The following is a 26,949-nucleotide window of genomic DNA, read 5'->3' on the forward strand; positions in this document are numbered from 1 at the left end:
TATGGTCCCTGGCAGCAAGGACGGAGATCATCCATGCCCCATGAATTCACGGTCGGCGGCCGCATCGCCAAGCCCGTGGCCGAGGTCTTCGAGGCGGTCGCCGATCCCAAAAAGCTGTCAGGCTACTTCACCACAGGCGGGGCCCAGGGTCGCCTTGAGACGGGCGCGACGGTCACCTGGGATTTCCACGACTTCCCTGGCGCATTCCCGGTCGAGGTGGTCGAGGTCGTCGCTAACGAGACGATCGTGCTGCGCTGGGAAGCGGCGACCGGAGGCTCCACCACGGTGACCATGACCTTCGCCGACACCGGTGATGGCCGGACCTTGGTGCGCATCCATGAGGCCGGCTGGGGCGATGCGCCTGCTGACGAGAAGGCTGCGTTCGGCAATTGCGAAGGGTGGACCGGCATGCTGTGTGCGATGAAGGTCTTTGTCGAGCACGGGATCAACCTGCGCCAGGGCTTCTACAAGTAGGGCCCGTTTCCCCACGGACGGGCGCCCTCTACGCAAGTCTTGCCGACCCGTGTTAGTCAGGGGGCAGCACGATTATCGGGGTCATTTGCGTCCATGCCGTCCCAGCTTCAGTCGCCCGAGGTCCAGGCCTTCGCCACCGGTTTTCCGATCACCCTGCTGCATGCGAGCGTGACCCTGGTCATGCTGATCCTGGGGGCGGCGCTTTACGCCCTGCTGACGCCGCATAAGGAAATCACCCTGATCCGCGAGGGCAACTCGGCTGCGGCCCTGTCGCTGGGCGGCGTGTTCGTGGGTCTGGCCATCCCGCTGTCGGTGTCGCTGCGGGCGTCGACCTCGGTCACCGAGATCGTCATCTGGGGCGCAGCCACCATCGCGGTGCAGCTGCTGGTCTTCCGCATCACCGACATGCTGCTGAAGGGCCTGCCCGAGCGCATCCACGAGGGCGAGGTCGCCGCCGCCGCCCTGCTGGTCGGCGCCAAGCTGGGCGTGGCGCTGATTCTGGCCGCGGCGGTGGGCGGCTGATACAGTCGCCCCCGGAGGTCGTCCGGTGCATTTCCCCAAGCTTCCCGACTGGCTGGTCTACGCTGCGGCGGTTAGCGCCCTGGTGATCGTCGCTGTCGGTCGTCAGGAGCGCTCGGACGCGCCCCCGCCGCCGCCACCGGTGCCAGGCGAGGAGGGTTTGCCGCTGGGACCGTCCTCGCCGTTCGATCCTTCAATCGTGGTTCAGGTGCCCGACAAGCCCTCGCCCGGCTCGGGCACGGCCTTCTCGGTCGGCGACGACGGTGTCTGGCTGACCGCGCGCCATGTGGTCGACGGCTGCAAGCAGGCCGCCATCGTCGTGGCGGACGGGCGCGGCGTCGCCGCCAAGGTCCATGTCGACGCCCGGGCCGACGCCGCCGTCCTGACCACCGAGGGCGGCGCGCCCGCCGTGCCGATGGGGCTGGACGAGCCGCTGCGTCGCGGCGCGCGCGCCTATCATCCAGGCTTCCCGCAAGGCCATCCCGGCGAGGCCGCCTCGCGCCTGCTGGGCCGCGAGAATCTGGTCGTCCATGGCCGCGGCGCGCGCACGGAGCCCGTGCTCGTCTGGGCCGAGGTCGGCCGCACCGACACCCTGAAGGGCACGCTGTCGGGCCTTTCCGGCGCGCCCGCGCTCGACGCGGCGGGACGGGTGATCGGCGTCACCGTGGCCGAGGCCCCGCGCCGGGGCCGCATCTATACGACCGCGCCTGAAACCCTGAAGGCCGTGCTCGGCTCGCACCGTCGCCCCGCCGCCTCGGAATTCGCCCCCAGCGAGCCGATCACCACCGAGAACTACGGCCGAGTCGCCGACGGTCTGCGTCGTGACCTGCGCGTGGCCCAGGTGGTGTGCCTGGCGGTCTAGGACGTCTTTCGAGCAAAACGCTCTAGGACGCCGCCAGCGTCTTGCCCTGACGGGCCGCCACCATGAACGACAGCACGATCGCGGCGACCCCGATCAGGGCCGTATAGATGAAGAAGGCGGTGTAGCCGGCCGCCATGGCCGGCGCGCTGACACCCAGCTTGGCGCCGGCGGCGGTGAAGCTTTCGGGCGGCAGGCGGGTGAACAGGGCCTTGAGCGGCGCGGTGAAGCCGCCGGCTTCGGCCGCTTTGGCCGACGCCTCGACGATCCGGCCCGACTGGGAGGCGATCAGCTTGCCGGGCAGAGCGTAAAGCGACGAGAACAGCGCATATTGCGTCGCCGTAAAGCCAGCGCTCGTTAGGCTGGACATGTAGGCGATCAGGGCGGTGCCCGCGACGCCGCCGGCGATGTTGTCCAGGCAGATCGAGACGAACAACATGCTGGTGTTGTGACCGCTCATGGCCAGCAGCGCGAACATCAGGTTGCTGATCGGCTGGGCGAAGGCCCCAATGACCAGGGCCTTGATCAGGCCCAGGCGCGCGACGATCACCCCGCCGAGAAACACGCCCGCCATCGAGGCGATGATGCCGAACACCTTCCGGATCTCGGCGATCTCGGTCAGCGTGAAGCCCATGTCGCGGTAGAACGGGTTCATGATGTTCAGCACGAAGTCCGAGACGCGATAGACGCAGATCGCCGCCAGGATCAGGCCGGCCACGCCGTGGAAGCGGGTCAGGAATTCCCCCAGCGGCTCGCCAAACGCCTTGGACATGTAGACGCCGGGCTTGGTGCGCACCTTCGGGATCGGCCAGGCGGCGACCACGACGATGGCGAGACCGATGATCACCCCAACAAGCTGCAGCCAGATCCCGTTCGGCTTGGCGGTCCAGGCCTCGGCCAGGGCCTCACCGCCGATCAGCTTGGACAGCAGGGTCGCATCGCCCGACAGGCCAGAGCCCAGGGCCAGCGCGCCGAGCAGCAGAACGGCCAGACGCACGAGCCACTCGGTGACTTCCAGCGCCTTGGGTTGCTTGACGTCGTCGGTCGGAATCGGCCGGATGGTGTGCTCTGCTTCGCGCGGGGCGCAGAGGGTGGCCAGCACGCCAAGACCCACGATCAGGCCCATCACCGCGTAGGACAGGTTCCAGCCGAACCGCTCGGCCAGCAGCAGGGGCCCGGCGCCGGCCACGATCATGGCGACGCGATAGCCCCACTGGTAGGCCACGACCATCGGGCCCTGTTCTTCCTTGTTGGCGACCTCAATGCGCCAGGCGTCGATGACGATGTCATGCGAGGCCGTGGCGAAACCGACCGTGACGGCGGCGGCGGCCAGGAAGCCCAGCTGGTTCAGCGGGTTCATGGTCGAGATGGCCCACAGTCCAAGGACCATCACGGTCTGGAACACCAGCATCCACGCGCGGCGATGACCAAGAAGCCGGTGCAGCACCGGCACCGTGGTGCGGTCGATCAGCGGGGCCCACAGGAACTTGAACGAGAATGACAGGGTCGCCAGGCTGAAGAAGCCGATGACCGCCAGGGACAGGCCTGCGTCGCGCAGCCACAGCGACAGGGTGTCGAAGATCAGCATGAACGGCAGGCCCGAGGCGAAGCCCAGGCCCAGCATCACCAGGCTGCGTCGCTCGCCGAAGAAGGCGAGGGTCTGCAGCAGGCTCTTCTTCTCCGGCGCCTTGGCTTCTTCGGACATGCGGCGATCCCCCAGCGGGGGAACGCCCCCGTATCAGCCGGCGACCTTGGCTCGCGTCGCGGGTTTCGTCCAGCCGCCGGACACACCGCCGGTGGTCCAGCGGGTGAGGACGTCCCGTAGGGCTTCCTGGGTCAGAGGCTTGACCATGAAGTCGTCCATCCCCGCCGCCAGGCAGGTCCGGCGGTCCTCGTCAAAGGCGTCGGCGGTGAGGGCCGCGATCGGGGTGGCGACGCCCTTGGCGCGCAGGGCGCGGGCGGCCTCGATTCCGGTCAGGCCCGGCATGCGCAGGTCCATGAGGATGAGGTCATAGACCCCGGCTGAGGCGGCGGCGACAGCCTGTTCGCCGTCGGCCACCCGGTCGACCTTGCAGCCTTCGCGCTCCAGCAGGGTGCGCGCCAGGAGAGCGTTGATGGGATTGTCCTCAGCGAGCAGCACCCGTGCGCCGCTGGCGACGGCGCCGGCGATGCGGTCGTCATGGGCGGGCTCGTCCTCGGCCACGCCGCCCGCGGTGGCCGCCTGCAGCACCTGGGCGACCAGTGAGGCCGCGCGCAAAGGCTTGATGAGATAGCCCGAGAAGCCGGCGGCCTTGAGGCGGTCGATGCGGTCGCGTTGCTCCGGCGTCAGCAGCACCACCGAGCGGCGGCCGGCTGGCGGCTTGAGTGCGCCGCGCGGTCCTGAGAGGGCGGCGTCGATCAGCAACACGGCGTCGGCGGGCGCGCCGGCCAGGGCTGAGGCGATGTCGACGGCGGCGTAGGCGCGACCGCCGGCGGCCTCGATCTGGCGGACCGTCGCGGCGCGGACAATGGCGTTGGGCGAGGCGATGGCGACGTTGCGGCCTTCCAGCGGCGTGGCCCGCACGGGGGCGGTGGCCGTGGCGAACGGCGCCTCGAACCAGAACTCCGCGCCTTGGCCCAGCTCACCGCCGACACCGACCGCGCCGTCCATGGCGGCTGAGAGGCGCGACACGATCGCCAGGCCCAGGCCCGCGCCGCCCAGCTGGGTGGCGTGGGTGACGTCGGTCTGGACGAAGGCCTCGAAGATGCGGGCGCGCGCCTCGGGCGCGACGCCGGGTCCGGTGTCGGCCACTGAGAAGCGGATCCGACCGCCGTCGACGGCGCTGGCGGTCAGCAGGACGCCGCCGGCCTCGGTGAATTTCACGGCGTTGCCGGCGAAGTTGAGCAGAATCTGCCGCAGCCGGCCTTCGTCCGCCAGGATCTTCGGCAGGGGCGAGGAGACGGCCCAGGCGATCTCGATCCCCTTTTCATGGGCGCGCGGACTCATCAGCTCAGCCACCTGGCGCAGCAGGCTATCGACCTCGACCGGCGCCAGCGACAGCTCGATCGAGGCCGCGCCGAGCCGGGCGAAGTGCAACACGTCGTTGACCAGCGACAGCAGGTGGTCGCCGCTTTCGCGCAGAGCGGTGACATACGACCGCTGCTCGGCGGTCAGCTTGGTGTTTTCCAACAGCCGCGCCATGCCCAGCACGCCGTTCAGCGGCGTACGGAACTCGTGGCTCAGGGTCGCCAGCTGCTCGGGCGTGACGCTGGGATGGCGGTCGTCGGGTCTGCTGTCGCTCATGGAAACCAAGGTTAGCCGACGCGGCTTAACGGGCGGTCAAACGTGGCTGGCCGCCACGACGCTTTCTTCCGCCGCCCCGCTGGTGCGCCGATAGGCCAGCGCTTCGGCGACGTGGACCCGCTTGACGCTTTCCGCGCCCTCAAGGTCGGCGATGGTGCGCGACAGGCGCAGCACGCGCGTCCAGCCCCGCGCGCTGATGCGTCCGGCCTCGGCGGCGCGGGACAGCAGGTCGCGGCCCGCCGAGTCGAGCCCGGCGACCTTCTCCAGGAAGGCACCTTCAGCGCGACCGTTCAGGCCATCGGCGGCGTCCAGGGTGTCAGCGCGTTCGAGCTGGAGGGCCCTTGCGCGCGCCACGCGGGCGGCGACTTCGGCCGAGCCTTCGACCGGCGGCGGCAGGGCTAGGTCGGCGGCGGTGACGGCGGGCATGTCGACGGCGATATCGATTCGATCCAGGAGCGGACCGGAGATGCGGCCCTGATAGTCCTTCTGGCATCGGGGCGCTTTTCCGCAGGCGCCGCGCCCAGCGCCGCCGTGACCGCAGCGACAGGGATTCATCGCCGCCACCAGCTGGACCCGGGCCGGGTAGCGGACATGCGCGTTGGCGCGGGCGACCATCACCTCGCCGGTTTCCAGAGGGCCGCGCAGGCTGTCCAAAGCCTGGACGCCGAATTCCGGCAGTTCATCCAGGAACAGCACCCCATTGTGCGCCAAGGACACTTCTCCCGGCTTGGCGCGATGCCCGCCGCCCGTCAGCGCGGCCATGCTGGCGCTGTGGTGCGGGGCGCGAAAGGGACGGGCCCTGGTGAGTGTTCCGCGGGCGATCAGTCCCGCCACGGAATGGACCATCGAGGTCTCGAGCAGTTCGGCTGAGGTCAGGGGCGGCAGCAGACTGGGAAGACGCTGGGCCAGCATCGACTTGCCCGAGCCCGGCGGACCGCAGAACAACAGGTTATGACCGCCGGCCGCCGCGATCTCCAGCGCGCGCTTGGCATGTTCCTGACCCTTCACGTCCCGCAGATCCTTGGGCGGTTCGCCCTCGATGATCGGGCCAGGCGTCGGCGCCGAGAGGATCTGACTTCCCCGGAAGTGGTTGATCAGCGCCACTAGCGAGCGCGGCGCCAGGATCCGCGTGCCGCCGGCCCAGGCCGCTTCCGGTCCCGAGGCTTCAGGGCAAATAAGGCCCAGGTCCATGGCCCCGGCCGCCATGGCTGCGGGCAGGGCGCCGGCGGCGGGCACGATGCGGCCGTCCAGCGAGAGCTCGCCCATCGCCGCCCAGCCGTCCAGAGCGTCCAAGGGGATCACACCCAGGGCCGCCATCACCGCCAGGGCGATCGGCAGGTCGAAGTGCGCCCCTTCCTTGGGCAGATCGGCCGGCGCCAGGTTGGCGACGATGCGTTTGCCGGGCAGCGACAGCCCCAGGCCAGCGAAGGCTCCACGCACGCGTTCGCGGCTTTCGGCGACCGCCTTGTCGGCCAGCCCCACCACCACGAAGGCGTGCTGGCCCGTAGTCAGCTGGACCTCGACATCGACCCTGCGGGCCTCGACGCCCTCGAACGCGACGGTGACGACGCGAGCGGCCATCGTAACTCCTTGAGGAACTTGAACTTATCCACAAGGAGCAACACAGTTAACGAAATGGAGCAAGAACGAAAAACGAACATTTCGGGAAATCTTGCGGTTTACGCAGAGTTACCCACCGTTTGAACGAATGTTTTCGATCCGGTTCCAAAGTACTTCAGCGGCGTTGATACCGGTAAAACGCTTCAGCTGTTGGGCCCCCGTCGGCGAGGTGACGTTGATCTCGGTGAGGTACTCGCCGATCACGTCGATGCCGACAAAGAGCAGGCCGCGACGCTTCAGCTCCGGGGCGATGATCTTGCAAAGCTCCAGGTCACGAGCGGTCAGCTCAACGGCTTCGGCGCGGCCGCCGACCCGCAGGTTCGATCGGACCTGACCGCTGGCCGGGACGCGGTTGATCGCGCCCACGGGCTCGCCGTCGACCAGCAGGATGCGCTTGTCACCCTTGCTGACCGCCGGGACGAACTTCTGGGCGATGACCTGCTCGCGGCCGATCATGGCGTGCAGTTCCAGTAGCGCGTCGAGATTGGGGTCGTCGGCCAGGAGCCGCGCCACGCCCGAGCCGCCGCCGCCGTAGAGGGGTTTGAGCACGATGTCGCCGTGGCGGGCGCGGAAGTCGTAGATCGCCTCGTGGTCGCTGGTGATCAGGGTCGGCGGCTGAACGCCCGGGAAGTCGGTGACGAACAGCTTTTCGGGGGCGTTGCGCACCTCGGCCGGATTGTTCACCACCAGGGTGTGGGGATGGACCTTCTCCAGGAAGTGCGTGGCCGTGATGTACGCCATGTCGAACGGCGGATCCTGCCGCATCAGGACGACGTCGACGTCGTCCTTCATGTCCAGCATCACAGTCTCGCCCAGCTTGGCGTGCGCGCCCTTGTCGGCGAAAACCTCGACCGGCTGGGCGCGGGCGAACACACGGCCGTCTTCCTGCGAGAGCTTGTCGGGGGTGTAGAACCAGAGCTTATGCCCCCGGCTCTGGGCCTCCATCATCATCAGGAACGAGGTGTCGGTGTCGATGTTGATCCCCAGGATGGGATCCATCTGAACGGCGACTCGCAGCGACATGGGGGCTCCTGGGGTTCTTGGTCTGGAGCCTAGTTAAGCCGTTTTTGCCGGAACGCTAGTTCAAGCGCAGCCGCACCCGCTCCCGCTGAGCCCGCGCCGCGATCGCCGCGCCGCCGTCCAGGACTTGGGCGCGGGACAGCGCCTGCAGGGCGCCGGCCAGAGCGCCCTGACCCTCGCGGGCGGCCGCGACGTCCAGCCAAGGGCGGTGGTCTTTGGGGTTCAGCAGCGCGCGCCGCAGCGCCGAGCGCTCGGCGCGAACCCAGTCCTTGGCCTGTTGGGCGCGGGCGAAGATGTTGTTCTGCAGGCGGATCAGCACGGCGCGGTCGCTGATTGGCGCCATCAGAAGCTCTAGGCGCGCGGCGACGTCCGGCATCAGGCCGGTGCGCAGGGCCCGGCGCGACAGTTCCGACGGCAGCACCACGCGACCTTCGCTGAACGGGTCCAGCGCCAGCGGCCCTTCGTCGGTCTCGATCCGGAGCAGGAAGTGGCCGGGGAAGTCGACGCCATAGAGCTCCAGCCCTACGGCGCGGGCGGCGTGCAGGTAAAAGACGCCGAGCGCCACGGGCAGACCCTTGCGACGGTGGGCGATGGCGATGACGTCGGCGTTGTCGGGATGGTCATAGGTGATCACGTCACCGGTCAGGCGCAGGTCCCCGGCCAGGGTCTCGGCGACCGCTTCTTCCGGCGACTCGCTCTCGGCGCGGCGACGCAGGCGCTCGACCGCGTCGTTGGCCAAATCGATAGCGGCCTTGGTGTCGCGGCTTGGATCGTCGTGGACGGCGCAGGCCAGGGCGGCTTCGAACAGAGGGAAGCTCTCGTCAGGACCTTCGCCGGCCCGGGTCAGGATCGCTTCGGCCTCTTCCCGCGTCATCTCAGGCTCCGCTCCAGGCGTCGGGAAGGTGTCGAGGCGGACGCCCTGGGGCGATGGCGATAAGATCCAGCCGCACCGCCAAGTCGCGCAGGCCAGCGCGATGCGCGGCCAGGTGCGCGGCGGCGCGGCGCAGGCGCTCTCTCTGGGTTGGCGTCACGGCGTCCAGCGCGTCCTCGATCGTCGTCCGTTGCTTGACCTCGACAACGGCCAGCACCCCGCCGCGTTGCCCTAGAATGTCGATTTCTCCAAGCGGCGTGGCCAGTCGGAAGCCGAGAATGCGATAGCCCTTGGCCATCAGCCACAAGGCGGCGATGACCTCAGCGCGGCGTCCGACCTTTCGCGCGGTGCTTCCGCGCGCCTGGCGAACGCCGGCCGTCATCAGGCCTGCTCCTTCAGCGCCAAAGCCTGGCGATAGAGGTCCTTGCGCGATAGCCCCAGCGCCTTGGCGACCTCCGAGGCGGCCTCGCCCAGCGGCAGACGCGCCATGGCCTCGCGCAGAGCGGCTTCGGCGTCGTCGGCGCTGGCGACCTTTTCGACGCCGGGGCCGACGAGGATTACGATCTCGCCCTTGGGGGCCTCGAAGCGCGGATCGGCGGCGAGATCCGACAGCGGACCGCGCACGCAGGTTTCGTAGAGCTTGGTCAGTTCGCGACACACAGCGGCGGGACGATCGGCGCCGAACACGGCCGCCATGTCGGCCAGGCAGTCGGCCACCCGCGAGGCGCCTTCGTAGAAGATCAGCGTGGCGCGGGTGTTGGCGAATTCCTCAAAGAAGGTCCGCCGCGCCGCGCTCTTGGGGGGCGGGAAGCCGGCGAACAGGAAGCGCTCGGTGGGCAGGCCCGCCAGGGTCAGGGCGGCCAGGGCGGCCGAGGCGCCGGGGATCGGGATCACGTCATGGCCGGCGGCGATCGCCTCGCGCGCCAGACGATAGCCGGGATCGGAGACCATCGGCGTGCCGGCGTCCGAGACCAGCGCCACGCGCTCGCCGGCGGCGAGGCGTTCGAGGATGCCCGGGATTGCGCGCTCGGCCACGTGCTCGTCGTGGCGCTCCAGCTTGGTCCGGATGCCGTAGGCCGACAGCAGTTTGCCGGTGACGCGGGTGTCCTCGGCCAGCAGCACATCGCAGGCGGCCAGGACGTCGAGCGCGCGGAGGGTGATGTCGCGCAGATTGCCGATCGGCGTCGCCACCAGATAGAGGCCGGGCGCGAGCGGCGCGTCGGACAGGGCTGGCGGGGGAAGCAGACGACTCAAGGGCGCGGTGTCCTTCGGTTGAGTCAAACCCATATCAGGTCGCCAGCGCGCCTGTCAGCCGATCAAGCACCAGCCGCCCCGCGCGCGTGGCGCGCAGACGCTGCGGGTCCTCGACAAGCAAGCCGGCTTCGACCAGATCCCGGACCTTGACGAGATCGGGGGTCAGGCCAAGCGGCGCCATCTCATCGAAGCCGACGCCATCGTCGATCCGCAGACCCAGGATCAGGCGCTCCTCGGCCGCATCCTCGACGCTGAGGATCTCGCGCGCGAAGCCGACGCCGTGCTCGCCGACCGCGGCGATGTAATCTTTGATGGCGCGATGGGCGGTGGTGGCGGCGCGGCCTTCGGTCAAGGCCAGTCGGCCATGTGCGCCCGGACCGACCCCGACATAGTCGACGCCCCGCCAGTAAACGAGATTGTGCCGCGAGCGGGCGGCCTCGCCCCGGGCGTGGTTCGACACCTCGTAGGCGTCGAAGCCGGCGGCTTCGAGAACCTCCTGGGTGGTCTCGAACAGGGTGGCGGCGAGATCCTCGTCTGGAACGACGAGGGTTCCGCGACCGACCGCGCGATCGAAGGCGGTGCCGTGCTCGATGGTCAGCTGGTAGGGCGAGACGTGCTCCGGGCCCAAGGCGATTGCTTCCGCCAGTTCGCTTCTCCAAGCCGCGTCGGTCTGGCCGGGACGGGCGTAGATCAGGTCGATCGACAGTCTTGGGAAGGCCTGCGTCGCCGCCGCTATGGCGCGGCGCGCGGCGCCGGCGTCGTGGTTGCGGCCCAGCGCCTTCAGCGCCGCATCGTCCAGCGCCTGGACGCCCAGCGACAGGCGCTGGACGCCTGCCTCGGCCAGGGCGGCGAAGCGGTCGGCCTCTGCGTCCGTAGGGTTGGCCTCCAGGCTGATCTCGAGGTCAGCAGCGGGCGACCACAGGCGCTTGGCGGTCTCGATCACCCGGGCCACCTGCGCCGGATCCATCAGCGAGGGCGTGCCGCCCCCGAAGAAGATCGACAACAGGCGACGCTCGCCGGTCAGGGCGCGCTGGGCCTCCAGGTCCGCGACGATGGCGTCGGCCAAGGCGCGTTGCTCATCGACCCGACCCCGGTCTCGGACGACGTTGAAGTCGCAGTAGGGGCAGATCCGGGCGCAATAGGGCCAGTGTACATAGACCCCCACCGACCCGGCGCGGGGATCAGTCAAACAGGGCCGCCTTCAGCTTGGCGAAGGCGCGGGCGCGGTGGCTCATGGCGTCCTTGGCGGCCGGCTCCATCTCGCCGAAGGTCGTGTCATGGCCTTCCGGAACGAAGATCGGGTCGTAGCCGAAGCCGCGCGTTCCGCGTCCCGGAAACACCAGCGTCCCGTCGATGCGACCCTCGACCACGACCGCCGGACCGTTCGGCCAGGCCACCGCCAGGGCCGAGGTGAACCAGGCCGAGCGATCGTCGGAGGCGGTTTCTTCGAGCCGCTCCTCAACCTTCTTCATCGCCAGGATGAAGTCCTTGCCGGGCCCCGCCCATCGCGCGGAAAATATCCCCGGTGCGCCGTCCAGCGCGGTGACTGAAAGGCCTGAGTCGTCGGCCAGGGCGGGCAAGCCTGACAAGTCGGCGGCGTGGCGGGCCTTAAGCAGCGCGTTGCCGACGAAGGTGCTCTCGGTCTCCTCAGGCTCTGGAAGGCCCAGTTGCCCGGCGGTGACGATCTCGAACCGGCCGTCCAGCAAGGCGGCGATCTCGGGGACCTTGCCAGGATTGTGGGTGGCGGCCACAAGCTTCGATCCCATTTCAAGCTTCAGCGCCATTCGTCGTCTCCAGGGAATCCATCGATGCGGCTTCTTTACTCGCCCTTGTCGCCCTTTGCCCGCAAGGTTCGTGTTCTGGCCATGGAAAAAGGGCTGTCGGACCAGCTGTCCGTCGAGACCATCGCGCCGTTCCAGGATGAAAGCCTGCGAGTCCTGAACCCGCTGAACAAGGTGCCGACCCTGGTTCTTGAGGGCGGCGAGACCGTTTTCGATTCCGCCGTGATCGTCGACTTCCTGGACGGGTTGGCCGAGCCGCGCCTGATCCCCGCCGCGCAACCAGCGCGCCGTCGGGCGCTGACCCTGGAGGCCGCCGCCGACGGTGTGGGCGATGCGGCGATCCTGATCGTCCGCGAGCGTATGCGGCCGGAGGCCCAGCATCGACAGGACCTGTTCGACCGGCAATTGCGCGCGGTGAACGCGGCTCTGGACCTGTTCGAGGCGGCGGACCTGCCCAACGACCGTTTCGAGATCGCCGAGATCGCCATCGCCGTGCAATTGGCCTATCTCGACGTTCGCCAGGTAGTGGCTTGGCGTCCGGGGCGACCGGCCCTGTCGGCCTGGTACGAAGCCGTCTCGAAGCGGACCTCGATGATCGCGACCGACGCCTCGGCGAGCTGAGTGTGTCCCTACGGCAACGTCGGTGACACGTCCCTGATCATTGCGAAAGTTTAATATCGTTTCTCGATAAACGACATTGGCGGAACCGCAAACCCATCCTAATTGTTGATCGTGGCGAGGGGTCGAATGACTCGACCCCGACCCCACGTCTCAAACTGGAAAACGCGATGTCCGCCGCCCGTCTGTTCCGTATCGCCGACAAGGTCGTCATGACCGCCATCACCGCCGCCCTGATCGTGGCCGTGCCGGTGTCGGCCGTAGCGTTCGTGGCGCAGACGCTCTAGCGACGAGATTTCCGGGGAGACCCGCCGTTTTGACGTCTCCCCGCGACGCGGGGCATGTTGTCTAGCGTCGCTGTCGGGGGACCAGCCATGCGCGCCTTGGGGCCAGGCTCCGTTTCGAGTTTTCTGAAGATCATCCTCGACGTGATCTATGTCGGGCTATGGATCTTCGTCAGCCTGCTGTCGCTGTTCACGCTGATCGCGCTGCTTTTCAGCTTCAATCCAGAACTGCTGGCCTCGATGCTGCCGATCAGCGACGCGGTCGAGGCGGTCAGCCGTAACGGCCCGCTGTTCGCCGGCGCCCTCGCCGCATGGGCCTTGTTGCTGGGTGGCTGGATGGTGATCGTCGAGCGCCTGCGCAAGATCTTCGCGACCCTCACCGCCGGCGACCCCTTCCATCCCGACAATGTCGTGCGCCTGCGCCTGATCGGCCTGGTGCTGGCGGGGCTTGAGGTCGGCCGTTACGTCTTTTCAGGCTTAGCCCGCTGGCTGGCCCCCAAGGCCAAGGTCATCGACGACAGCTTCACCCTGACCGCCTGGTTCTCGGTGCTGGTGGTGTTCGTCCTGGCCGAGGTTTTCCGCGAGGGCGCGCGCCTGCGGCGCGAAGCCGAACTCACGATCTGATCCGGAGCGATCCCGCATGCCCGTCCGCGTGAACCTCGACCGCGTGCTTCTGGAGCGCCGCATGTCGCTGACCGAACTGTCGGACCGCGTGGGCGTGACGATCGCCAACCTGTCGATCCTGAAAACCGGCAAGGCCCGCGCGGTGCGGTTCTCGACGCTCGACGCGCTTTGTCGGGAGCTGGAATGTCAGCCAGGCGATCTGCTGAGCTTCGAGTACGGCCCGGCCGACGCGAACGAGGACTAGTTCAGCCGACGTTTCTTCAGCAGGTTGGCGCGATCCATCGAGCGGACCTCCATCTCGAAGGCGTCGCCTTCGCGGAGGATCTTTAGCGGCACGCTGATCCCCGCCTCTCCGAGGCCCCAGAGGGCGTCGTAGAATTCCGACAGATCCGAGACCGGCTTGCCATCGACCGCCAGGATCAGGTCGCCGGCCCGCAGTTCGGCGCGGGCGGCGGGCCCCTTGGGCGAGACGCCGACGATGACGACGTGGTTCTCCATCTCCTGGGCGAACACGCCAAGCCACGGGCGCGGCGGATGCGGACTGCGACCCCGCGCCAGGTCATCGAGGATCGGCGGCAACAGTTCAGCCGGCACGAACATGTTCAGCGGGCGAGCCTCGCCGGTCTGGTCGCGACCTTCCAGGGTCAGCGACCCCAGGCCGACAAGGTCACCCTTGGGACCGATCAGGGCCGCGCCGCTCCAGTGCGGATGGGCCGGCGCGGTGATGACCGCGTCGTCGAGCTTGTATTCCCAGTAGCCGGCGAACGGCATGCGGGTCAGCACCTGTCCGGCCACGGCGTGGGCGCGGCCGCCGGCGCCGGCGGCGATGATCGCCGAGCCGGCTTCGAGATCGCGCGCGTTGCCGATCGTGATCGCCGGCAGGTCCAGCGGCTCCAGCGCTTGGACGAGCCCAAGGCCCGAGCGAACGTCGAGGCCCAGCACGTGGGCGGGCACGCGTCGGCCGTCGTTGCGGGTGAGGACGACCTCCTCGGCCTCGGTCACCAGATAGGCCATGGTCACGACCAGGCCGCTGAGACTGACGACGACGCCGTTGCCGACCCGCTCGGTTCCCAGGATCGTGGCGGTGTAGGCGTCGGCCGGGACCCTGGCTTCCAGGGCGACCACCGAGGCCAGCGCCTGGTCCAAGTCGAAGCAATAGGCTTCGGCCGAGGGACGCAGGCGGGCTTCGACTTCATAGCCTTCGAACGGGGTGGGCACGCGAGACTCCTAAACTTGGAGCTCGAATCTGGGACCGGCGCCCCCGTTCGGCAAGTCCTGGATCTTAACGGCTGATGGCGGCGCGCTGCAGGGCGAACAGTTCGTTGATCCCCTTCTCGGCCAAGCCGTACAGGCTTTCAAACTCGGCGCGGGTGAAGCCGCGCTTCTCGCCTGTCGCCTGGATCTCGACGATGTCGCCCTCGCCGGTCAGGACGAAGTTGCTGTCGGCTTCAGCGCTGGAGTCTTCCTCATAGTCGAGGTCAAGGACCGGAGTGTCCTTGAAGACGCCGCACGAGACGGCGGCGACCTGGCCCAGGATCGGGTCGGTCTTCAGCACGCCTTCGTCCAGCAGGTACTGGGTGGCCAGGCGCAGGGCGACCCAGGCGCCGGTGATGGCGGCGGTGCGGGTGCCGCCGTCGGCCTGGACGACGTCGCAGTCCAGGGTGATCTGGCGCTCGCCCAGGGCCTTCAGGTCGACGACGGCGCGCAAGGAGCGGCCGATCAGGCGTTGGATCTCCTGGGTGCGTCCGGTTTGCTTGCCGGCGGCGGCCTCGCGGCGGCCGCGGCTGTGGGTGGCGCGGGGCAGCATGCCGTACTCGGCGGTGACCCAGCCGGCGCCCTTGTTGCGCATCCAGCCCGGGACATTCTCCTCGACGGTGGCTGTGACCAGAACCTTGGTGTGGCCAAACCCGATCAGGCAGGAGCCCTCGGCGTAACGGTTGACGCCGGTTTCCAGCGTGACGGCGCGCAGCTGGTCGGGGGCGCGTTCGGACGGACGCATGGGAAACTCCTGATCGACGGGGAGATTTGAATGTGTGTGGGTGGCCGCTTATCCTATTGGAAGCCGAACTTGAAAGGGGCCGACCGCTTTTGTTCGCCGACCGGGTCTTCGAAGTCACGCTTGATCGGAGCGCTGGCGCATGACGCAGCTGTTCCCAGGGCCGATCGTCCGCACGCCCGGGCTGGCCGAGCTGGACGCGCGCGCCCGCGATATCTTCCGGCGCGTCGTGGAGTCGTACATCGAGACCGGCGAGCCGGTCGGCTCGCGCACGATCTCCAAGGGCGGCGTCGCCCTTTCTCCGGCCTCGATCCGCAACACAATGCAGGACCTGGCGCAGCTGGGTTTGCTTGACGCACCGCATACCAGCGCCGGTCGCATGCCCACCCACGCGGGGCTGCGGATGTTCGTCGACGGCTTTCTGGAGGTCGGCGACGTCGCTGAGCAGGAAAAGCGCGCCATCGAGGCGCGGCTGGCGGTCAAGGGCCGCTCCTTTGAAGAGGCGCTGGCCGAAGCGTCCTCGATCCTGTCGGGATTGGCCGGCGGCGCTGGGATCGTCGTCACGCCCGTCCGTGAGGGCGGGGTCAAGCACGTGGAGTTCGTGCCGCTGGGCGGCGGCCAGGTGCTGGCGGTCATGGTGTTCGAGGACGGTCAGGTCGAGAACCGCCTGATGCGCCAGGCGCCGGGGGTCACGCCGTCGGCGCTGCAGGAAGCCTCGAACTTCCTGAACGCCCGCCTGCGCGGCCGCACGCTCACCGAGGCGCGGACCGAGATGCGCGGCGAGCTGGACGCCGCGCGCCGGCAACTGGACGAAACCGCCGCCCGCCTCGTCGAGGACGGCCTGGCGGCCTGGAGCGGCGGCGAGGGCGACGCGCGCTCGCTGATCGTGCGCGGTCAGGCCAACCTTTTGGCCGACGCCCGGGCCCGCGAGGACATCGATCGCGTGCGCCAGCTCTTCGACGACCTGGAGCAGAAGGGGCAGCTGATCGGCCTGCTGGACGACGTGCGCGACGCCGAGGGCGTTCGCATCTATATCGGGGCCGAAACGCGTCTCTTTTCGCTTTCGGGTTCCTCGGTGATCGCGGCGCCCTATATGACGGGGCGTCAGAAGGTGCTGGGCGCGATCGGCGTGATCGGGCCCGCCCGCTTGAACTACGCTCGGGTCATTCCGTTGGTGGACTATACCGCCCGGGTGCTCGGGCGGATGATGGATGGATAAGGACTTTACCCAATGACCGACGAGCAAACGCCGGCGGAAGACATGCCGTTCGAAGCCGATGACGCCGCGCAGGAAATCGAGGCGCTGAAGCTGGAAGTGGCGCAACTGAAGGAGCAGGCGCTCCGCTACGCCGCCGAGGCCGAGAACACCAAGCGCCGCGCCGAGCGCGAGATGAACGACGCGCGGGCCTATGCGATCCAGAAGTTCGCCCGCGACCTACTGGGGGCCGCCGACAATCTGGGCCGCGCCACCGCACACAGCCCCAAGGACTCGACCGACCCGGCGGTGAAGAACTTCATCATCGGCGTCGAGATGACCGAGAAGGAGCTGCAGAGCGCCTTCGAACGCAACGGCCTCAAGAAGATCGATCCGGCCAAGGGCGAGAAGTTCGATCCGCACCTGCATCAGGCCGTCACCGAGCAGCCCTCGACCGAGGTCGCGGCCGGCGGCGTGCTGATGGTGATGCAGGCGGGCTATGAGCTGATGGGCCGTCTGGTCCGCCCGGCCATGGTCGCCGTCGCGGCCAAGGGTTCGACCGGCCCGGCCTCGCCCGATGCGCCGACGGCCTCGGCCAACCCCTACGCCGGCGCGGCCGCCGAGGGCGACAGCACGGGCGGCGCGTTCGACGCCAAGGCCTGATCGCCTGATCGGTCGCGCGCCCGCTTGTCGGCGCGCGACCACAGCCGCTCATGGATATTGAAGGCCACGGTCTGGACCAGGGGTTCGACCAGGCCGACCGCCAGCGCGACGCGCCAGTCGCGGGTCAGGGCGTAGGCCACGGCGACCGCGACCGTCAGGTGCATGGACGCGTAGGTCAGGGTCTTGAGGGCGAGGCGCATTGAGATGCTCCTATTTGAGAATCGTTCTCAATAAATGGCGCCCGAATCCCGCAGTGCAAGGCCTTCGGCCTCTTCCCCGCGCGCGTCTTTTCGCTAATGTCGGCGGTCCCTTCTCCACGGGTTAGCGCGGGGCTGATTCTCCCCAGGGGCGGCTGAACCCGACATCTGGACTGGACTATGAAGCTTACGATCGAACGGGCGGCGCTCCTGAAGGCGCTGGGGCATGTGCAGAGCGTCGTCGAGCGCCGCAACACCATCCCGATCCTGTCGAACATCCTGCTGTCGGCCGAAGGCGACCGTCTGTCGTTCTCGGCCACCGACCTGGACATGGAGATCATCGACGAGGGCTTCGCCCAGATCGACGTGCCCGGCCAGATCACCGCGCCCGCCCACACGCTCTACGAGATCGTTCGCAAGCTGCCCGACGGCGCCGACGTGTCGCTGAGCTTCAGCGGTGACGATCCGCGCCTGGTCATCCAGGCCGGCCGTTCGCGCTTCAACCTGCCGGTGCTGCCGGCCGGCGACTTCCCGGTGATGAGCTCGGATGGCCTGTCCAGCCGCATCGCGGTCGACACCAACGAGCTGATCCGCCTGATCGACAAGACCCGGTTCGCGATCTCGACCGAAGAGACGCGCTACTATCTGAACGGCCTCTACGTCCACACGGTCAACGAAGGCGGCGAGACCAAGCTGCGCGCCGTCGCCACCGACGGCCACCGTCTGGCCCTGGCCGAGATGCCCGCGCCCGAAGGCGCGGTCGGCATCCCGGGCGTGATCGTGCCCCGCAAGACCATCGCTGAGGCCCGCCGCCTGATGGAATCGGCCGGCGAGACGGTCGACCTGCAGGTCTCGCCCCAGAAGGTCCGCTTCGAGTTCGGCGCGGCCGCCTTGACCTCCAAGGTCATCGACGGCGCCTTCCCCGACTACATGCGGGTGATCCCGCGCGACAACGCCAAGATTCTGACCCTGGACAACGACCTGTTCGCCAAGGCCGTGGACCGGGTGGCGACCATCTCGGCCGAAAAGAGCCGTTCGGTGAAACTGGCTGTCGAGCCGGGCCGCATCACCCTGACCGTGCGCAACATGGAAGCCGGCCAGGCCGTCGAAGAGGTCGAGGTCGATTACGACGGCGAGCCCTTCGAAATCGGCTTCAACGCGCGCTATCTGCTCGACGTCTGCGGCCAGATCGCCGGCCCGCAGGCCGAGTTCCGCTTCGCGGACCCGGCCAGCCCGACGCTGGTGGTCGATCCCGTCGATCCGGGCGTGAAGTATGTGCTCATGCCGCTGCGAGTCTGATCCGCAGCTTGCTCAATGGATCTATGAGAAGCGGGCGCCTTGGGCGCCCGTTTCGCGTTCCGGCTGTTCGGCGACCCGGTTTTGACCGACAAGTTGTTGCAGGGCCTTCGGTTTTAACCATACTGAGCCGTATGGCTGAGAAATCCGAAACCTTGGACGCGGCGTTCCAGGCTTTGGCGGATCCGACGCGAAGGGCGATCCTGAGCCGGCTGGGTCAGGGTCCCGCCAGCGTGGGGGAGCTGGCCGCGCCGCATGACATGGCGCTGACGTCGTTCATGAAGCATCTGAAGATCCTGGAGCGGTCAGGCTGGATCGTCAGCGCCAAGGCGGGCCGCGTTCGTACTTGCTCGATCGTCACGGACCGTTTCGCGGACGTCGGCGCTTGGGTCTACGGCCATCGCAGCCTCTGGGAGCGTTGACGTCAGGGGCAAGTTGCACGGCTCGGGAGACGCGATAAGGTCCGTTTCATATCAAAACGGGAGGCGGCCCATGGCCAAGCTGAACTATGTGACGGTCGGATCGAACGACCTGCCGAAGGCCAAGGCCTTCTATGATGCGCTCCTGGCCTCGGCCGGCTTCAAGCCGCTGTTCGACCATCCGTCCGGTGGGCGTCTCTATCGCGGCGACGGCTGCATGTTCGGGGTGCTCGGTCCGCACGACGGCAATCCCGCCTGCGTGGGCAACGGCATGATGGCCGGCTTCGCCTTCGACACCCCCGCCGAGGTGGACGCCTTCCACGCCAAGGCCCTGGAGCTGGGCGCGACCTGCGACGGTCCTCCCGGCGAGCGCATGCCCAAGGCCTATTTCGCCTATTTCCGCGACCTCGATGGCAACAAGCTGTGCGGCTACAAGCTGGGCTGACGTCACAAAGGCCGCCGGACACTTAATTCACGTCCATGACAGGCCTCGCAGTGATGTGGCCATCGTCTCGCCACAGAGTGGCGGCGAGCTTGGCCGTGGCGGGGCCTACATGTCGCGCAAGTCTCCGGAGGGCCATTCCGAGGCGGACCCCGCTCCAGCGTCCTCGATTGGAGCGGGCGTCTCGGCCCTTCTAGCCCCGGGCGGCGACACCCCTTAAGAACGCCCCCATGGCGTCGGCCGCATTGCTTTCCCTGTCCCTGACGGATTTCCGGTCCTACGAGCGTGCGCGCCTGGAGACGGCAGGGCGCAGCGTCTACCTGTTCGGCGCGAACGGCGCGGGCAAGACCAATCTCCTCGAGGCGATCAGTCTTCTGAGCCCCGGAAAGGGTCTGCGCGGCGTAAGCCTTGCGGAGGTCGGCCGGCGAATGCCAGGCGAGGCGGCGGGCCGCGCGTGGGCGGTCACGGCCGAGGTGCAGTCCGGCGAGGACGCGCCGGTCAGGATCGGCACCGGGGTGGAGCAGGGCGGCGCGGCGCGCCGGACTGTGCGGCTTGACGGCGAGACTGTGCCGCCGGGGCGTCTGGCCGACCATGTCCGACCCATCTGGCTGACGCCCGCCCAAGACCGGTTGTTTCTGGAAGCCGCATCCGAGCGACGACGCTTCTTCGACCGACTGGTTTTTGCCGGTGAACCGTCGCACGCCGCCAACGCCAACGCCTATGACAAGGCCCAGCGCGAGCGGATGCGGCTGCTTGTCGACGCCGCCGAGACCGGCGCGGCCGCGGATGCCACATGGCTGACCGCGCTGGAGGCCCGCCTGGCCGAATTCGGCGCACTTTTGGCGCAGGGGCGCGCCCGGACGCTTCTGGCCCTCCAGGCCGAGATCGACGGACGCGGGGATCGCCCCTTCCCGCAGGCCAGGCTCGACCTGACCGGGGATTGGGAGCGGATGGCGCTCGAGGGGGCCGCATTCGCCGAGATCGAGTCGAAACTGGCCGAGGCGCTGGCCGCTGCGCGCGCTCGCGATGGGGCGGCTGGACGGGCGCTGACCGGTCCCCATCGCGGCGATCTGGCGATCTTCCACGTCGAGAAGGACCGTCCGGCGGCTGAATGCTCGACCGGCGAGCAAAAAGCTCTGATTTTGAACCTAGTTTTGGCCCAAGCCGCGCGACTTTCGCGTGCGGAAACCGCGCCGAATCCTGTAATATTGCTCGACGAAGTCGCCGCGCATCTCGACCTTACCCGGCGAGCCGCTTTGGCCGACGAACTCACGGCGCTCAAGCTCCAGGCCTTTCTTACCGGCACGGACGAGTCGCTGTTCGACCATCTCAAGGGTCGGGCTCTTGGCGTTCGCGTGGGCGACGCCGGCCTGACGACTCTGGAAGACGAATGACCGAGAACACCGAAGACCAAGTTCCCGAAGGCTCGACCCCGGAAATGACCACCGAGGAAGCCGCCGCCCAGTATGGCGCGGACTCGATCAAGGTGCTGAAAGGCCTCGACGCCGTTCGCAAGCGCCCTGGCATGTATATCGGCGACACCGACGACGGCTCGGGCCTGCACCATATGGTCTACGAGGTGGTCGACAACGCCATCGACGAGGCCCTGGCTGGCCACGCCACCAAGGTCCAGGTAATCCTCAACGCCGACGGCTCGGTGACGGTCACCGACGACGGCCGGGGCATTCCGGTCGGCATCCACGAGGAAGAAGGCGTCTCGGCAGCCGAGGTCATCATGACCCAGCTGCACGCCGGCGGTAAGTTCGACCAGAACAGCTACAAGGTCTCGGGCGGCCTCCACGGCGTGGGCGTCTCGGTGGTGAACGCGTTGTCGGACTGGCTGGAGCTGCTGATCCACCGCGACGGCAAGGTTCACCAGATGCGCTTCGAGCGGGGCGACGCGGTGACCTCCCTGAAGGTCACCGGCGAGTCGCCGGTGCGCGAGGATGGGCCCAAGGCCGGCGAAACCCTGACCGGCACGGAAGTGACCTTTTTCCCGTCGAAGGACACCTTCGCGTTCATCGAGTTCGACCGGAAGACGCTGGAACATCGCCTGCGCGAGCTGGCGTTCCTGAACTCCGGTGTGACGATCTGGTTCAAGGACCATCGCGACGCCGAGCCCTGGGAAGAGAAGCTGCACTACGACGGCGGTATCGAGGCCTTCGTCCGCCACCTGGACAAGGTCAAGACCCCGCTCCTGAAGGCGCCGATCTCGGTGCGAGGCGTCAAGGACAAGGTCGAGGTCGATCTCGCCCTGTGGTGGAACGACAGCTACCACGAGCAGATGCTGTGCTTCACCAACAACATCCCGCAGCGGGATGGCGGTACGCACCTTTCGGCCTTCCGCGCGGCCCTGACCCGCATCATCACCGGCTACGCCGAAAGCTCCGGCATCCTGAAGAAGGAAAAGGTCAGCCTTGGGGGGGAGGACGCCCGCGAAGGGCTGACCTGCGTGCTTTCGGTCAAGGTTCCCGATCCCAAGTTCAGCTCACAGACCAAGGACAAGCTGGTCTCGTCCGAAGTGCGCCCCGCCGTGGAAGGCCTGGTGCAGGAGGGGCTCTCGACCTGGTTCGAGGAGCATCCGAACGAAGCCAAGGCGATCGTGACCAAGATCGCCGAAGCCGCTGCGGCCCGCGAGGCGGCCCGCAAGGCCCGTGAACTGACCCGTCGCAAGAGCGCGCTCGACATCACCTCCCTGCCCGGGAAGCTCGCCGACTGCTCGGAACGCGACCCGGCCAAGTCCGAAATCTTCATCGTCGAGGGCGACTCGGCTGGCGGCTCGGCCAAGCAGGCCCGCAATCGCGACAACCAGGCTGTCCTGCCGCTGCGCGGCAAGATCCTGAATGTCGAGCGCGCCCGGTTCGACAAGATGCTGTCGTCCGATCAGATCGGCACGCTGATCACCGCGCTCGGCGCGGGCATCGGCCGCGACGACTTCAATCCGGACAAGGTGCGCTACCACAAGATCGTGCTGATGACCGACGCCGACGTCGACGGCGCGCACATCCGCACCCTGCTGCTGACCTTCTTCTACCGGCAGATGCCGGAGCTGATCGAGCGCGGCTACATCTACATCGCCCAGCCGCCGCTCTATAAAGCCAGCAAGGGCAAGTCCTCGCGCTACCTGAAGGACGACGCCGAGATGGACGCCTTCCTGGTCGACGAAGGCGTCGAAGGCGCCGAACTCGATCTCGCCTCGGGTGAGCGCATGACGGGCCAGGACCTGCTGGCCCTGGTTCAAACCTGCCGTTCGGCCAAGGCCAATATCGATCGTCTCGCCGCCCGTGCGCCAGCCAGCGCCATCGAACAGGCTGCGCTTGCGGGCCTGCTGGGCGAGACGCCGGACGCCAAGGCTGCGGCGACGCGGCTTGACCTGTACGCCGAGGAGGGGGACGGGCCCTGGAGCGGCGAGCGTGGCGACACCGGCTTTGTCTTCAGCCGCGTTCGCCGGGGAGTCTCCGAACGGGTGGTGCTGGACGATGTGCTCCTGCACGCCGCCGACGCGCGCCGCCTGGCCGAACGCGCCGTCAAGCTGGCCGAAATCTTCTCGGGCCGCGCCGTATTCCGCCGCAAGGACAAGTCGACCACTGTGCGTGGCCCGCTCGACCTCGTGAACGCTGTGCTGGACGCCGGCCGCAAGGGTTTGACCATCCAGCGCTACAAGGGGCTGGGTGAAATGAATCCGGATCAGCTGTGGGAAACCACGCTGGACGCCGAAGCGCGCACCCTGCTGCAGGTGCGGGTCAATCACGCCGACGACGCCGACGACATGTTCAGCCGTCTGATGGGCGACCTCGTCGAGCCGCGTCGCGAGTTCATCCAGGAGAACGCCCTCGACGCCGAGGTCGACGTCTAAGACTAAGCTGCGCGGCTAAGCTTTGTCGCAAGTGTTTGTTCTCTAAGCGCCGGGCGCCCAATCGACGGGCGGCCCGGCGTTTTGGTTTCCAGAAACGCCCGTTTCGGCTTGGTTGTCCTAGTCAAGCGCATCGCCGCGTCGTGACGGGGGCGTCATCTTGCGGCTTTCAGGTCGATTCGGCCGAAAGTTTGCTTCGGGGCGCGTAGAGTATGGAACAGGACGCCAGTCTTCGTCCGGAACGGATCTTGGATCTGTCGGAGCGGTTGTCCAGCGTCGCGGGGGCCAAGATCGGCGAGATCGCCCGGGTCAATCGGGCGGCGAAGATGCTGGCGATCAACGCTCTGATCGTCGCCGCCCGGGCCGGCGAGGCGGGCAAGGGTTTCGCCATCGTCGCTGAGGAGTTCAAGAAGATCTCCACCGAGATCGACGCGGTGGCGGCCGCCCTGGAGAGCCAGGTTCGCGCCGATCTTGACGAACTCTCGGCGATCGGCGGCGCGATCCTGGGGCACATGCGGGGGCAACGCTTGGCGGATCTGGCTCTGAACGCTATCGAGATCGTCGATCGCAATCTCTATGAACGCACTTGCGACGTGCGCTGGTGGGCGACGGATTCAGCCGTCGTGGCCTGTTTGGCGCAAGACGAGGACTCGGCGGCGAGACGTTACGCCAGTGAGCGCCTGGGCGTCATTCTCGACGCCTATACCGTCTATCTCGACCTCTGGATTTGCGACGCGCAGGGGCGGGTGGTCGCCAACGGCCGTCCTGGCCGTTATCCGAACGTCGTTGGCCGTTCGGTCGCCGACGCCCAATGGTTCCGCGACGGTCTCCGCACAGCGACGGGCGACGACTTCGTAGCGTGCGATATCGAGCGCAGCGCCGCCTTGGGTGACGCGCCCGTCGCCACCTACGCCACGGCGATCCGGGCTGGCGGTGAGGCGCGTGGGCGCCCGTTGGGCGTGCTGGGCGTGCACTTCGATTGGCGCCCGCAAGCCCAAGCGGTGGTCGATGGCGTCCGCCTTACGCCGGAGGAGCGCGAGCGCTCGCGCGTCATGCTGTTGGACGGCCGCGGCCGCGTGCTCGCTGCGTCGGACGGCCAAGGCGTGCTGACGGAGACGTTCCCGCTGGATACGTCCGCCGGGCCAATGGGGAGCTATGCTGATGGCGACGTCACGGTGGGGTACGCGCGAACGCCAGGCTATGAGACCTATCAGGGTCTGGGCTGGTACGGCTGTCTTGCGCAGGCGAAAGCGGTCGAAGGGCGAAGAGAGGCTGCCGCCTGACCGTTAACTGCGCCCTGAACGGCCCGCAGGCCGACGCTGGGGTGCGCTCGCCGTCGACTATCCCTCCATTCGACGCCGCAATAGACGGGTCTGGAGGCGTGCTTGCGGAATTTTTGAACTACTTTCTCGCGCCGAAAGCGAATTCGTTCAGAACTCTGGCGCCGAAACTCGATTCAGCATGACATTTGTTGTCTTGCCAGCGTCACCATGTTTCTATAGCGCATCGTCGCCTCGCTGTTTCAGTCGCTGGACACAACCAGCGCGGCGAGTTGGTCTGGTCATTCGACTAGATGGAGGCCCAAAGTTCTTTTTCCGGGTGGGGAATTGAACCGCGAGTGTGTTCTTTGGGAAACGCCATCGTTGTGAACCGACGATCGTAGCGTATCCAGAGTAGAGCATTTGTTAAATTTGTCCTAAATGGACGCCGTTCAATTGGAGGGAGCAGTCATGGCTTCTAACCGTTTCCGCGCCGTGGCGATCAGCCTGGCTATTGCAATTGCGCCGCTGAGCGCCGGCCACGCCGTTGCGTCGGGCCAGGGCGCCGCCCTTCAAGAGAACGCGGTGACCCCTGAGGCGCTGCAGACCCTGATCGCTGAGGCGGCGTCCGAAGCTGCTCAAAAGGAAGGGTTTGCCAACCTCACGCCCGCTCAGCAATTGGCGGCGGTGCAGGCGGCGGTCGCGATGGCGCTGTCCACGAGCGGCGCGTCGCCCCGGCAAATCGCCACCGCTTTGATCTCCGCCGTTCAGAGTGGCGCAATCACCGCTGGCGTTGCGATCCAGGTAGCCGCTGCGGCTGCTCCGACGATGGCCGCCACGGTCGCCCAGGCTCCGGCCGTGCAAGCGAGCCTAGCGCCGGGGCAAACTGTTTCGGTGACTCAGACTGCGTCGACGAACGGCGGCGCGCCGTCGGTCCTGATCAGCCTGCAGAGCGCGGCGACGCCGGGCGGCAGCGCGCCGGTGACTGTGACTGTCACTGCGCCGTTTGATCCGTGCGCAGGCGCTTCCGGGCCTTACTGCGGTTAGTTATTTTGAGGCCGACCAGCACGTCACGACGCGCGCTGGCGGCTTTCCTTCTGGTGGGGATACCATAATGCGAATTCTAACGTGCTCGGCCATCGCGGCCTGTATCGCGTTCAGCGCGCCGCAGATTCTGCAGGCGCAGGATCTGGGATCCAGCTTTAGCCGCGACAAGAATGTCAGCGTGCGTCAGCGCCCGCGTCCGGACTTTGAAGCCACGGGCCAGAAGGCTGGCGGCTTCACGGTCTATCCGCGCGTGACCGTCGACCTTGAGCACAACGACAACATCTACGCTGTTGCTGCGGGCAAGACGAGCGACGAGATTTGGCGCGTGAAGCCCGAACTGGCTGTGCGTTCGGACTGGTCGCGGCACGCGCTCGGCTTCTTCGCCGGCGGCAATGTTATCCGCTACGCCGACAACGGCAACGAGGACGCGGAAGAGTTCACCGTATCGGCCAACGGCCGCGTCGACATCGAGCGTGGCTCGAACCTGACGGGCTCCATCCAAACCCAGCGCCTGGTTGAGCCGCGTACGGCCCCGACCTCGCCGCTCGCCGCTGGCGCTCCGGTGAAGTATGATCTGACTGCTGGCTCTGTGGCGCTCGTGAAAGAGTTCAACCGTCTGCGCGTCACGGGCCGTCTGGATAATCGGGACTTCAACTACAAGGACGTCGCGAACATTGGCGGCACCGGTGTGGTCGATCAGGACTTCCGTGACCGGAACGAGATGACCTACGGCGCCAAGGCCGAATATGCGGTCAGCCCCGATACCGCCGTCTACGCCACCGCGACCGGCAACAAGAAGGACTACGACACCAACGTCGCCACTCAGGACCGGTCTTCGGACGGCTATGTGGTCGGCGTCGGCGCCAACTTCGACCTTTCCGAGGCTATGCGCGGTGACATCCAGCTCGGCTACATGAAGCAGTCGTACGATCGTGCGGTGTTCAAGGACATCAGCGGCTTCAACGCCAACGCCAATGTCGAGTGGTTCCCGACGCAACTGACCACGGTCGGTGTCAACGCCTCGCGGTCGATCCAGGAATCGACGGCGGCCGGCTCGGGCGGCTACGTGGCCAACGCGGTCGGCGCTTCGATCGACCACGAACTGATGCGCAATGTGCTGCTGTCGGCGAACTATAGCTACGGCAAGGACGCCTACAAGGGCGTCGACCGCGACGACAAGCGTAACAACTTCTCGGCCACGGCCACCTACCTCGTGAACCGTCGCGTGGGCCTGTTCCTGACCTATAACTACCTCAAGCAAGACTCGTCGGGCGCCGCCAAGGGCGCTTCGTTCAAGGACAACAAGCTGGTGGCTTCGGTCGCCCTGCAGTTCTGATCCACGTCCACGAAACGGCAAGGTTTGCCGCTTACTGAG

At 67.5% G+C, this 26,949-nt stretch carries 29 protein-coding genes; 17 read left to right on the forward strand and 12 right to left on the reverse strand.

Annotation, left to right across the window (positions count from 1 at the left end; translation table 11 throughout):
• Window positions 1-33: 33 nt before the first annotated feature.
• From ACT53N_RS05900 to ACT53N_RS05910, 3 genes are all read left to right on the forward strand, one after another.
• Window positions 34-474 carry an SRPBCC domain-containing protein gene (locus tag ACT53N_RS05900; protein WP_476063021.1) on the forward strand — a complete coding sequence of 147 codons (441 nt, stop codon included), beginning with the start codon at window positions 34-36 and terminating at the stop codon, window positions 472-474.
• A 93-nt stretch (window positions 475-567) separates the two neighbouring features.
• Window positions 568-996: a DUF350 domain-containing protein gene (locus tag ACT53N_RS05905; RefSeq protein ID WP_476063022.1), complete on the forward strand. Its 429-nt coding sequence runs from the start codon at window positions 568-570 to the stop codon at window positions 994-996.
• A 25-nt stretch (window positions 997-1,021) separates the two neighbouring features.
• Window positions 1,022-1,855 carry a S1 family peptidase gene (locus ACT53N_RS05910; protein ID WP_476063023.1) on the forward strand — a complete coding sequence of 278 codons (834 nt, stop codon included), beginning with the start codon at window positions 1,022-1,024 and terminating at the stop codon, window positions 1,853-1,855.
• A gap of 22 nt (window positions 1,856-1,877) precedes the next feature.
• On the opposite strand, the gene ACT53N_RS05915 is transcribed toward ACT53N_RS05910, so the two are convergent.
• From ACT53N_RS05915 to rdgB, 9 genes are all read right to left on the reverse strand, one after another.
• Entirely contained in the window at window positions 1,878-3,557 is a 1,680-nt protein-coding gene (locus ACT53N_RS05915) for an AmpG family muropeptide MFS transporter (RefSeq protein WP_476063024.1), read from the reverse strand.
• Between the two features lie 33 nt (window positions 3,558-3,590).
• Window positions 3,591-5,135 (reverse strand): response regulator, encoded by a 1,545-nt coding sequence (locus ACT53N_RS05920; protein WP_476063025.1) that lies wholly within the window; start codon window positions 5,133-5,135, stop codon window positions 3,591-3,593.
• A 36-nt stretch (window positions 5,136-5,171) separates the two neighbouring features.
• Window positions 5,172-6,716: a YifB family Mg chelatase-like AAA ATPase gene (locus tag ACT53N_RS05925; RefSeq protein WP_476063026.1), complete on the reverse strand. Its 1,545-nt coding sequence runs from the start codon at window positions 6,714-6,716 to the stop codon at window positions 5,172-5,174.
• 108 nt (window positions 6,717-6,824) lie between these two features.
• Window positions 6,825-7,778, reverse strand: a complete 954-nt coding sequence (gene gshB, locus ACT53N_RS05930; protein ID WP_476063027.1) for a glutathione synthase — start codon at window positions 7,776-7,778, stop codon at window positions 6,825-6,827.
• A gap of 55 nt (window positions 7,779-7,833) precedes the next feature.
• A complete protein-coding gene (locus ACT53N_RS05935) occupies window positions 7,834-8,649 on the reverse strand; it encodes a SirB1 family protein (protein ID WP_476063028.1) in 816 nt (271 codons plus the stop codon).
• A 1-nt stretch (window position 8,650) separates the two neighbouring features.
• Complete coding sequence (locus ACT53N_RS05940; protein ID WP_476063029.1) at window positions 8,651-9,028, reverse strand: YraN family protein; 378 nt, start codon at window positions 9,026-9,028, stop codon at window positions 8,651-8,653.
• Window positions 9,028-9,900 (reverse strand): 16S rRNA (cytidine(1402)-2'-O)-methyltransferase, encoded by an 873-nt coding sequence (gene rsmI / locus ACT53N_RS05945; RefSeq protein ID WP_476063030.1) that lies wholly within the window; start codon window positions 9,898-9,900, stop codon window positions 9,028-9,030. The genes ACT53N_RS05940 and rsmI overlap by 1 nt, the downstream gene beginning before the upstream one ends.
• 34 nt (window positions 9,901-9,934) lie before the next feature.
• Entirely contained in the window at window positions 9,935-11,089 is a 1,155-nt protein-coding gene (gene hemW / locus ACT53N_RS05950) for a radical SAM family heme chaperone HemW (protein WP_476063031.1), read from the reverse strand.
• A complete protein-coding gene (gene rdgB, locus ACT53N_RS05955; RefSeq protein ID WP_476063032.1) occupies window positions 11,082-11,684 on the reverse strand; it encodes an RdgB/HAM1 family non-canonical purine NTP pyrophosphatase in 603 nt (200 codons plus the stop codon). The genes hemW and rdgB overlap by 8 nt, the downstream gene beginning before the upstream one ends.
• Window positions 11,685-11,708: 24 nt before the next feature.
• Here rdgB and ACT53N_RS05960 point away from each other — a divergent pair, with 24 nt between their 5' ends.
• The 4 genes from ACT53N_RS05960 (at window position 11,709) to ACT53N_RS05975 (ending at window position 13,451) form a co-directional block, all read left to right on the forward strand.
• Window positions 11,709-12,302, forward strand: coding sequence for a glutathione S-transferase family protein (locus tag ACT53N_RS05960; RefSeq protein ID WP_476063033.1), 594 nt, complete (start codon window positions 11,709-11,711; stop codon window positions 12,300-12,302).
• Between the two features lie 167 nt (window positions 12,303-12,469).
• Window positions 12,470-12,586, forward strand: a complete 117-nt coding sequence (locus ACT53N_RS05965; protein ID WP_310214328.1) for a hypothetical protein — start codon at window positions 12,470-12,472, stop codon at window positions 12,584-12,586.
• A gap of 87 nt (window positions 12,587-12,673) precedes the next feature.
• Entirely contained in the window at window positions 12,674-13,207 is a 534-nt protein-coding gene (locus ACT53N_RS05970; protein ID WP_062097943.1) for a DUF2975 domain-containing protein, read from the forward strand.
• A 16-nt stretch (window positions 13,208-13,223) separates the two neighbouring features.
• Window positions 13,224-13,451: a helix-turn-helix domain-containing protein gene (locus tag ACT53N_RS05975; protein WP_310214330.1), complete on the forward strand. Its 228-nt coding sequence runs from the start codon at window positions 13,224-13,226 to the stop codon at window positions 13,449-13,451.
• On the opposite strand, the gene ACT53N_RS05980 is transcribed toward ACT53N_RS05975, so the two are convergent.
• A complete protein-coding gene (locus tag ACT53N_RS05980; RefSeq protein WP_476063034.1) occupies window positions 13,448-14,425 on the reverse strand; it encodes a S1C family serine protease in 978 nt (325 codons plus the stop codon). The genes ACT53N_RS05975 and ACT53N_RS05980 overlap by 4 nt on opposite strands.
• Window positions 14,426-14,489: 64 nt before the next feature.
• On the reverse strand, window positions 14,490-15,206 hold the full coding sequence (rph, locus tag ACT53N_RS05985; RefSeq protein ID WP_310214335.1) for a ribonuclease PH: 717 nt from the start codon (window positions 15,204-15,206) through the stop codon (window positions 14,490-14,492).
• A 139-nt stretch (window positions 15,207-15,345) separates the two neighbouring features.
• On the opposite strand from rph, the gene hrcA reads away from it, so the two are divergent.
• Window positions 15,346-16,422, forward strand: coding sequence for a heat-inducible transcriptional repressor HrcA (hrcA, locus tag ACT53N_RS05990; protein ID WP_310214337.1), 1,077 nt, complete (start codon window positions 15,346-15,348; stop codon window positions 16,420-16,422).
• 12 nt (window positions 16,423-16,434) lie between these two features.
• Window positions 16,435-17,061, forward strand: a complete 627-nt coding sequence (gene grpE / locus ACT53N_RS05995; RefSeq protein ID WP_476063035.1) for a nucleotide exchange factor GrpE — start codon at window positions 16,435-16,437, stop codon at window positions 17,059-17,061.
• Here grpE and ACT53N_RS06000 read toward each other — a convergent pair.
• Complete coding sequence (locus tag ACT53N_RS06000) at window positions 17,001-17,261, reverse strand: DUF2061 domain-containing protein (RefSeq protein ID WP_476063036.1); 261 nt, start codon at window positions 17,259-17,261, stop codon at window positions 17,001-17,003. The genes grpE and ACT53N_RS06000 overlap by 61 nt on opposite strands.
• A 177-nt stretch (window positions 17,262-17,438) precedes the next feature.
• Between ACT53N_RS06000 and dnaN the strand changes: the two genes are divergently transcribed.
• The 8 genes from dnaN (at window position 17,439) to ACT53N_RS06040 (ending at window position 26,910) form a co-directional block, all read left to right on the forward strand.
• Entirely contained in the window at window positions 17,439-18,557 is a 1,119-nt protein-coding gene (gene dnaN, locus ACT53N_RS06005) for a DNA polymerase III subunit beta (protein WP_010918045.1), read from the forward strand.
• 131 nt (window positions 18,558-18,688) lie between these two features.
• Window positions 18,689-18,976 (forward strand): ArsR/SmtB family transcription factor, encoded by a 288-nt coding sequence (locus ACT53N_RS06010; RefSeq protein WP_310214347.1) that lies wholly within the window; start codon window positions 18,689-18,691, stop codon window positions 18,974-18,976.
• A 70-nt stretch (window positions 18,977-19,046) separates the two neighbouring features.
• Window positions 19,047-19,418, forward strand: coding sequence for a VOC family protein (locus ACT53N_RS06015; protein ID WP_476063037.1), 372 nt, complete (start codon window positions 19,047-19,049; stop codon window positions 19,416-19,418).
• A 227-nt stretch (window positions 19,419-19,645) separates the two neighbouring features.
• A complete protein-coding gene (recF, locus tag ACT53N_RS06020) occupies window positions 19,646-20,809 on the forward strand; it encodes a DNA replication/repair protein RecF (protein WP_476063038.1) in 1,164 nt (387 codons plus the stop codon).
• Complete coding sequence (gene gyrB, locus ACT53N_RS06025; RefSeq protein WP_476063039.1) at window positions 20,806-23,271, forward strand: DNA topoisomerase (ATP-hydrolyzing) subunit B; 2,466 nt, start codon at window positions 20,806-20,808, stop codon at window positions 23,269-23,271. Before recF ends, gyrB begins: the two co-directional genes overlap by 4 nt.
• 209 nt (window positions 23,272-23,480) lie before the next feature.
• The gene (locus ACT53N_RS06030) at window positions 23,481-24,551 is read left to right on the forward strand and encodes a methyl-accepting chemotaxis protein (protein WP_476063040.1); all 1,071 of its coding nucleotides are present in this window, start codon (window positions 23,481-23,483) and stop codon (window positions 24,549-24,551) included.
• A 447-nt stretch (window positions 24,552-24,998) separates the two neighbouring features.
• On the forward strand, window positions 24,999-25,574 hold the full coding sequence (locus ACT53N_RS06035; protein ID WP_476063041.1) for a hypothetical protein: 576 nt from the start codon (window positions 24,999-25,001) through the stop codon (window positions 25,572-25,574).
• A gap of 67 nt (window positions 25,575-25,641) precedes the next feature.
• Window positions 25,642-26,910 (forward strand): outer membrane beta-barrel protein, encoded by a 1,269-nt coding sequence (locus tag ACT53N_RS06040; RefSeq protein WP_476063042.1) that lies wholly within the window; start codon window positions 25,642-25,644, stop codon window positions 26,908-26,910.
• Window positions 26,911-26,949: the final 39 nt, after the last annotated feature.

The organism is Caulobacter sp. DMC95 (assembly GCF_056313785.1).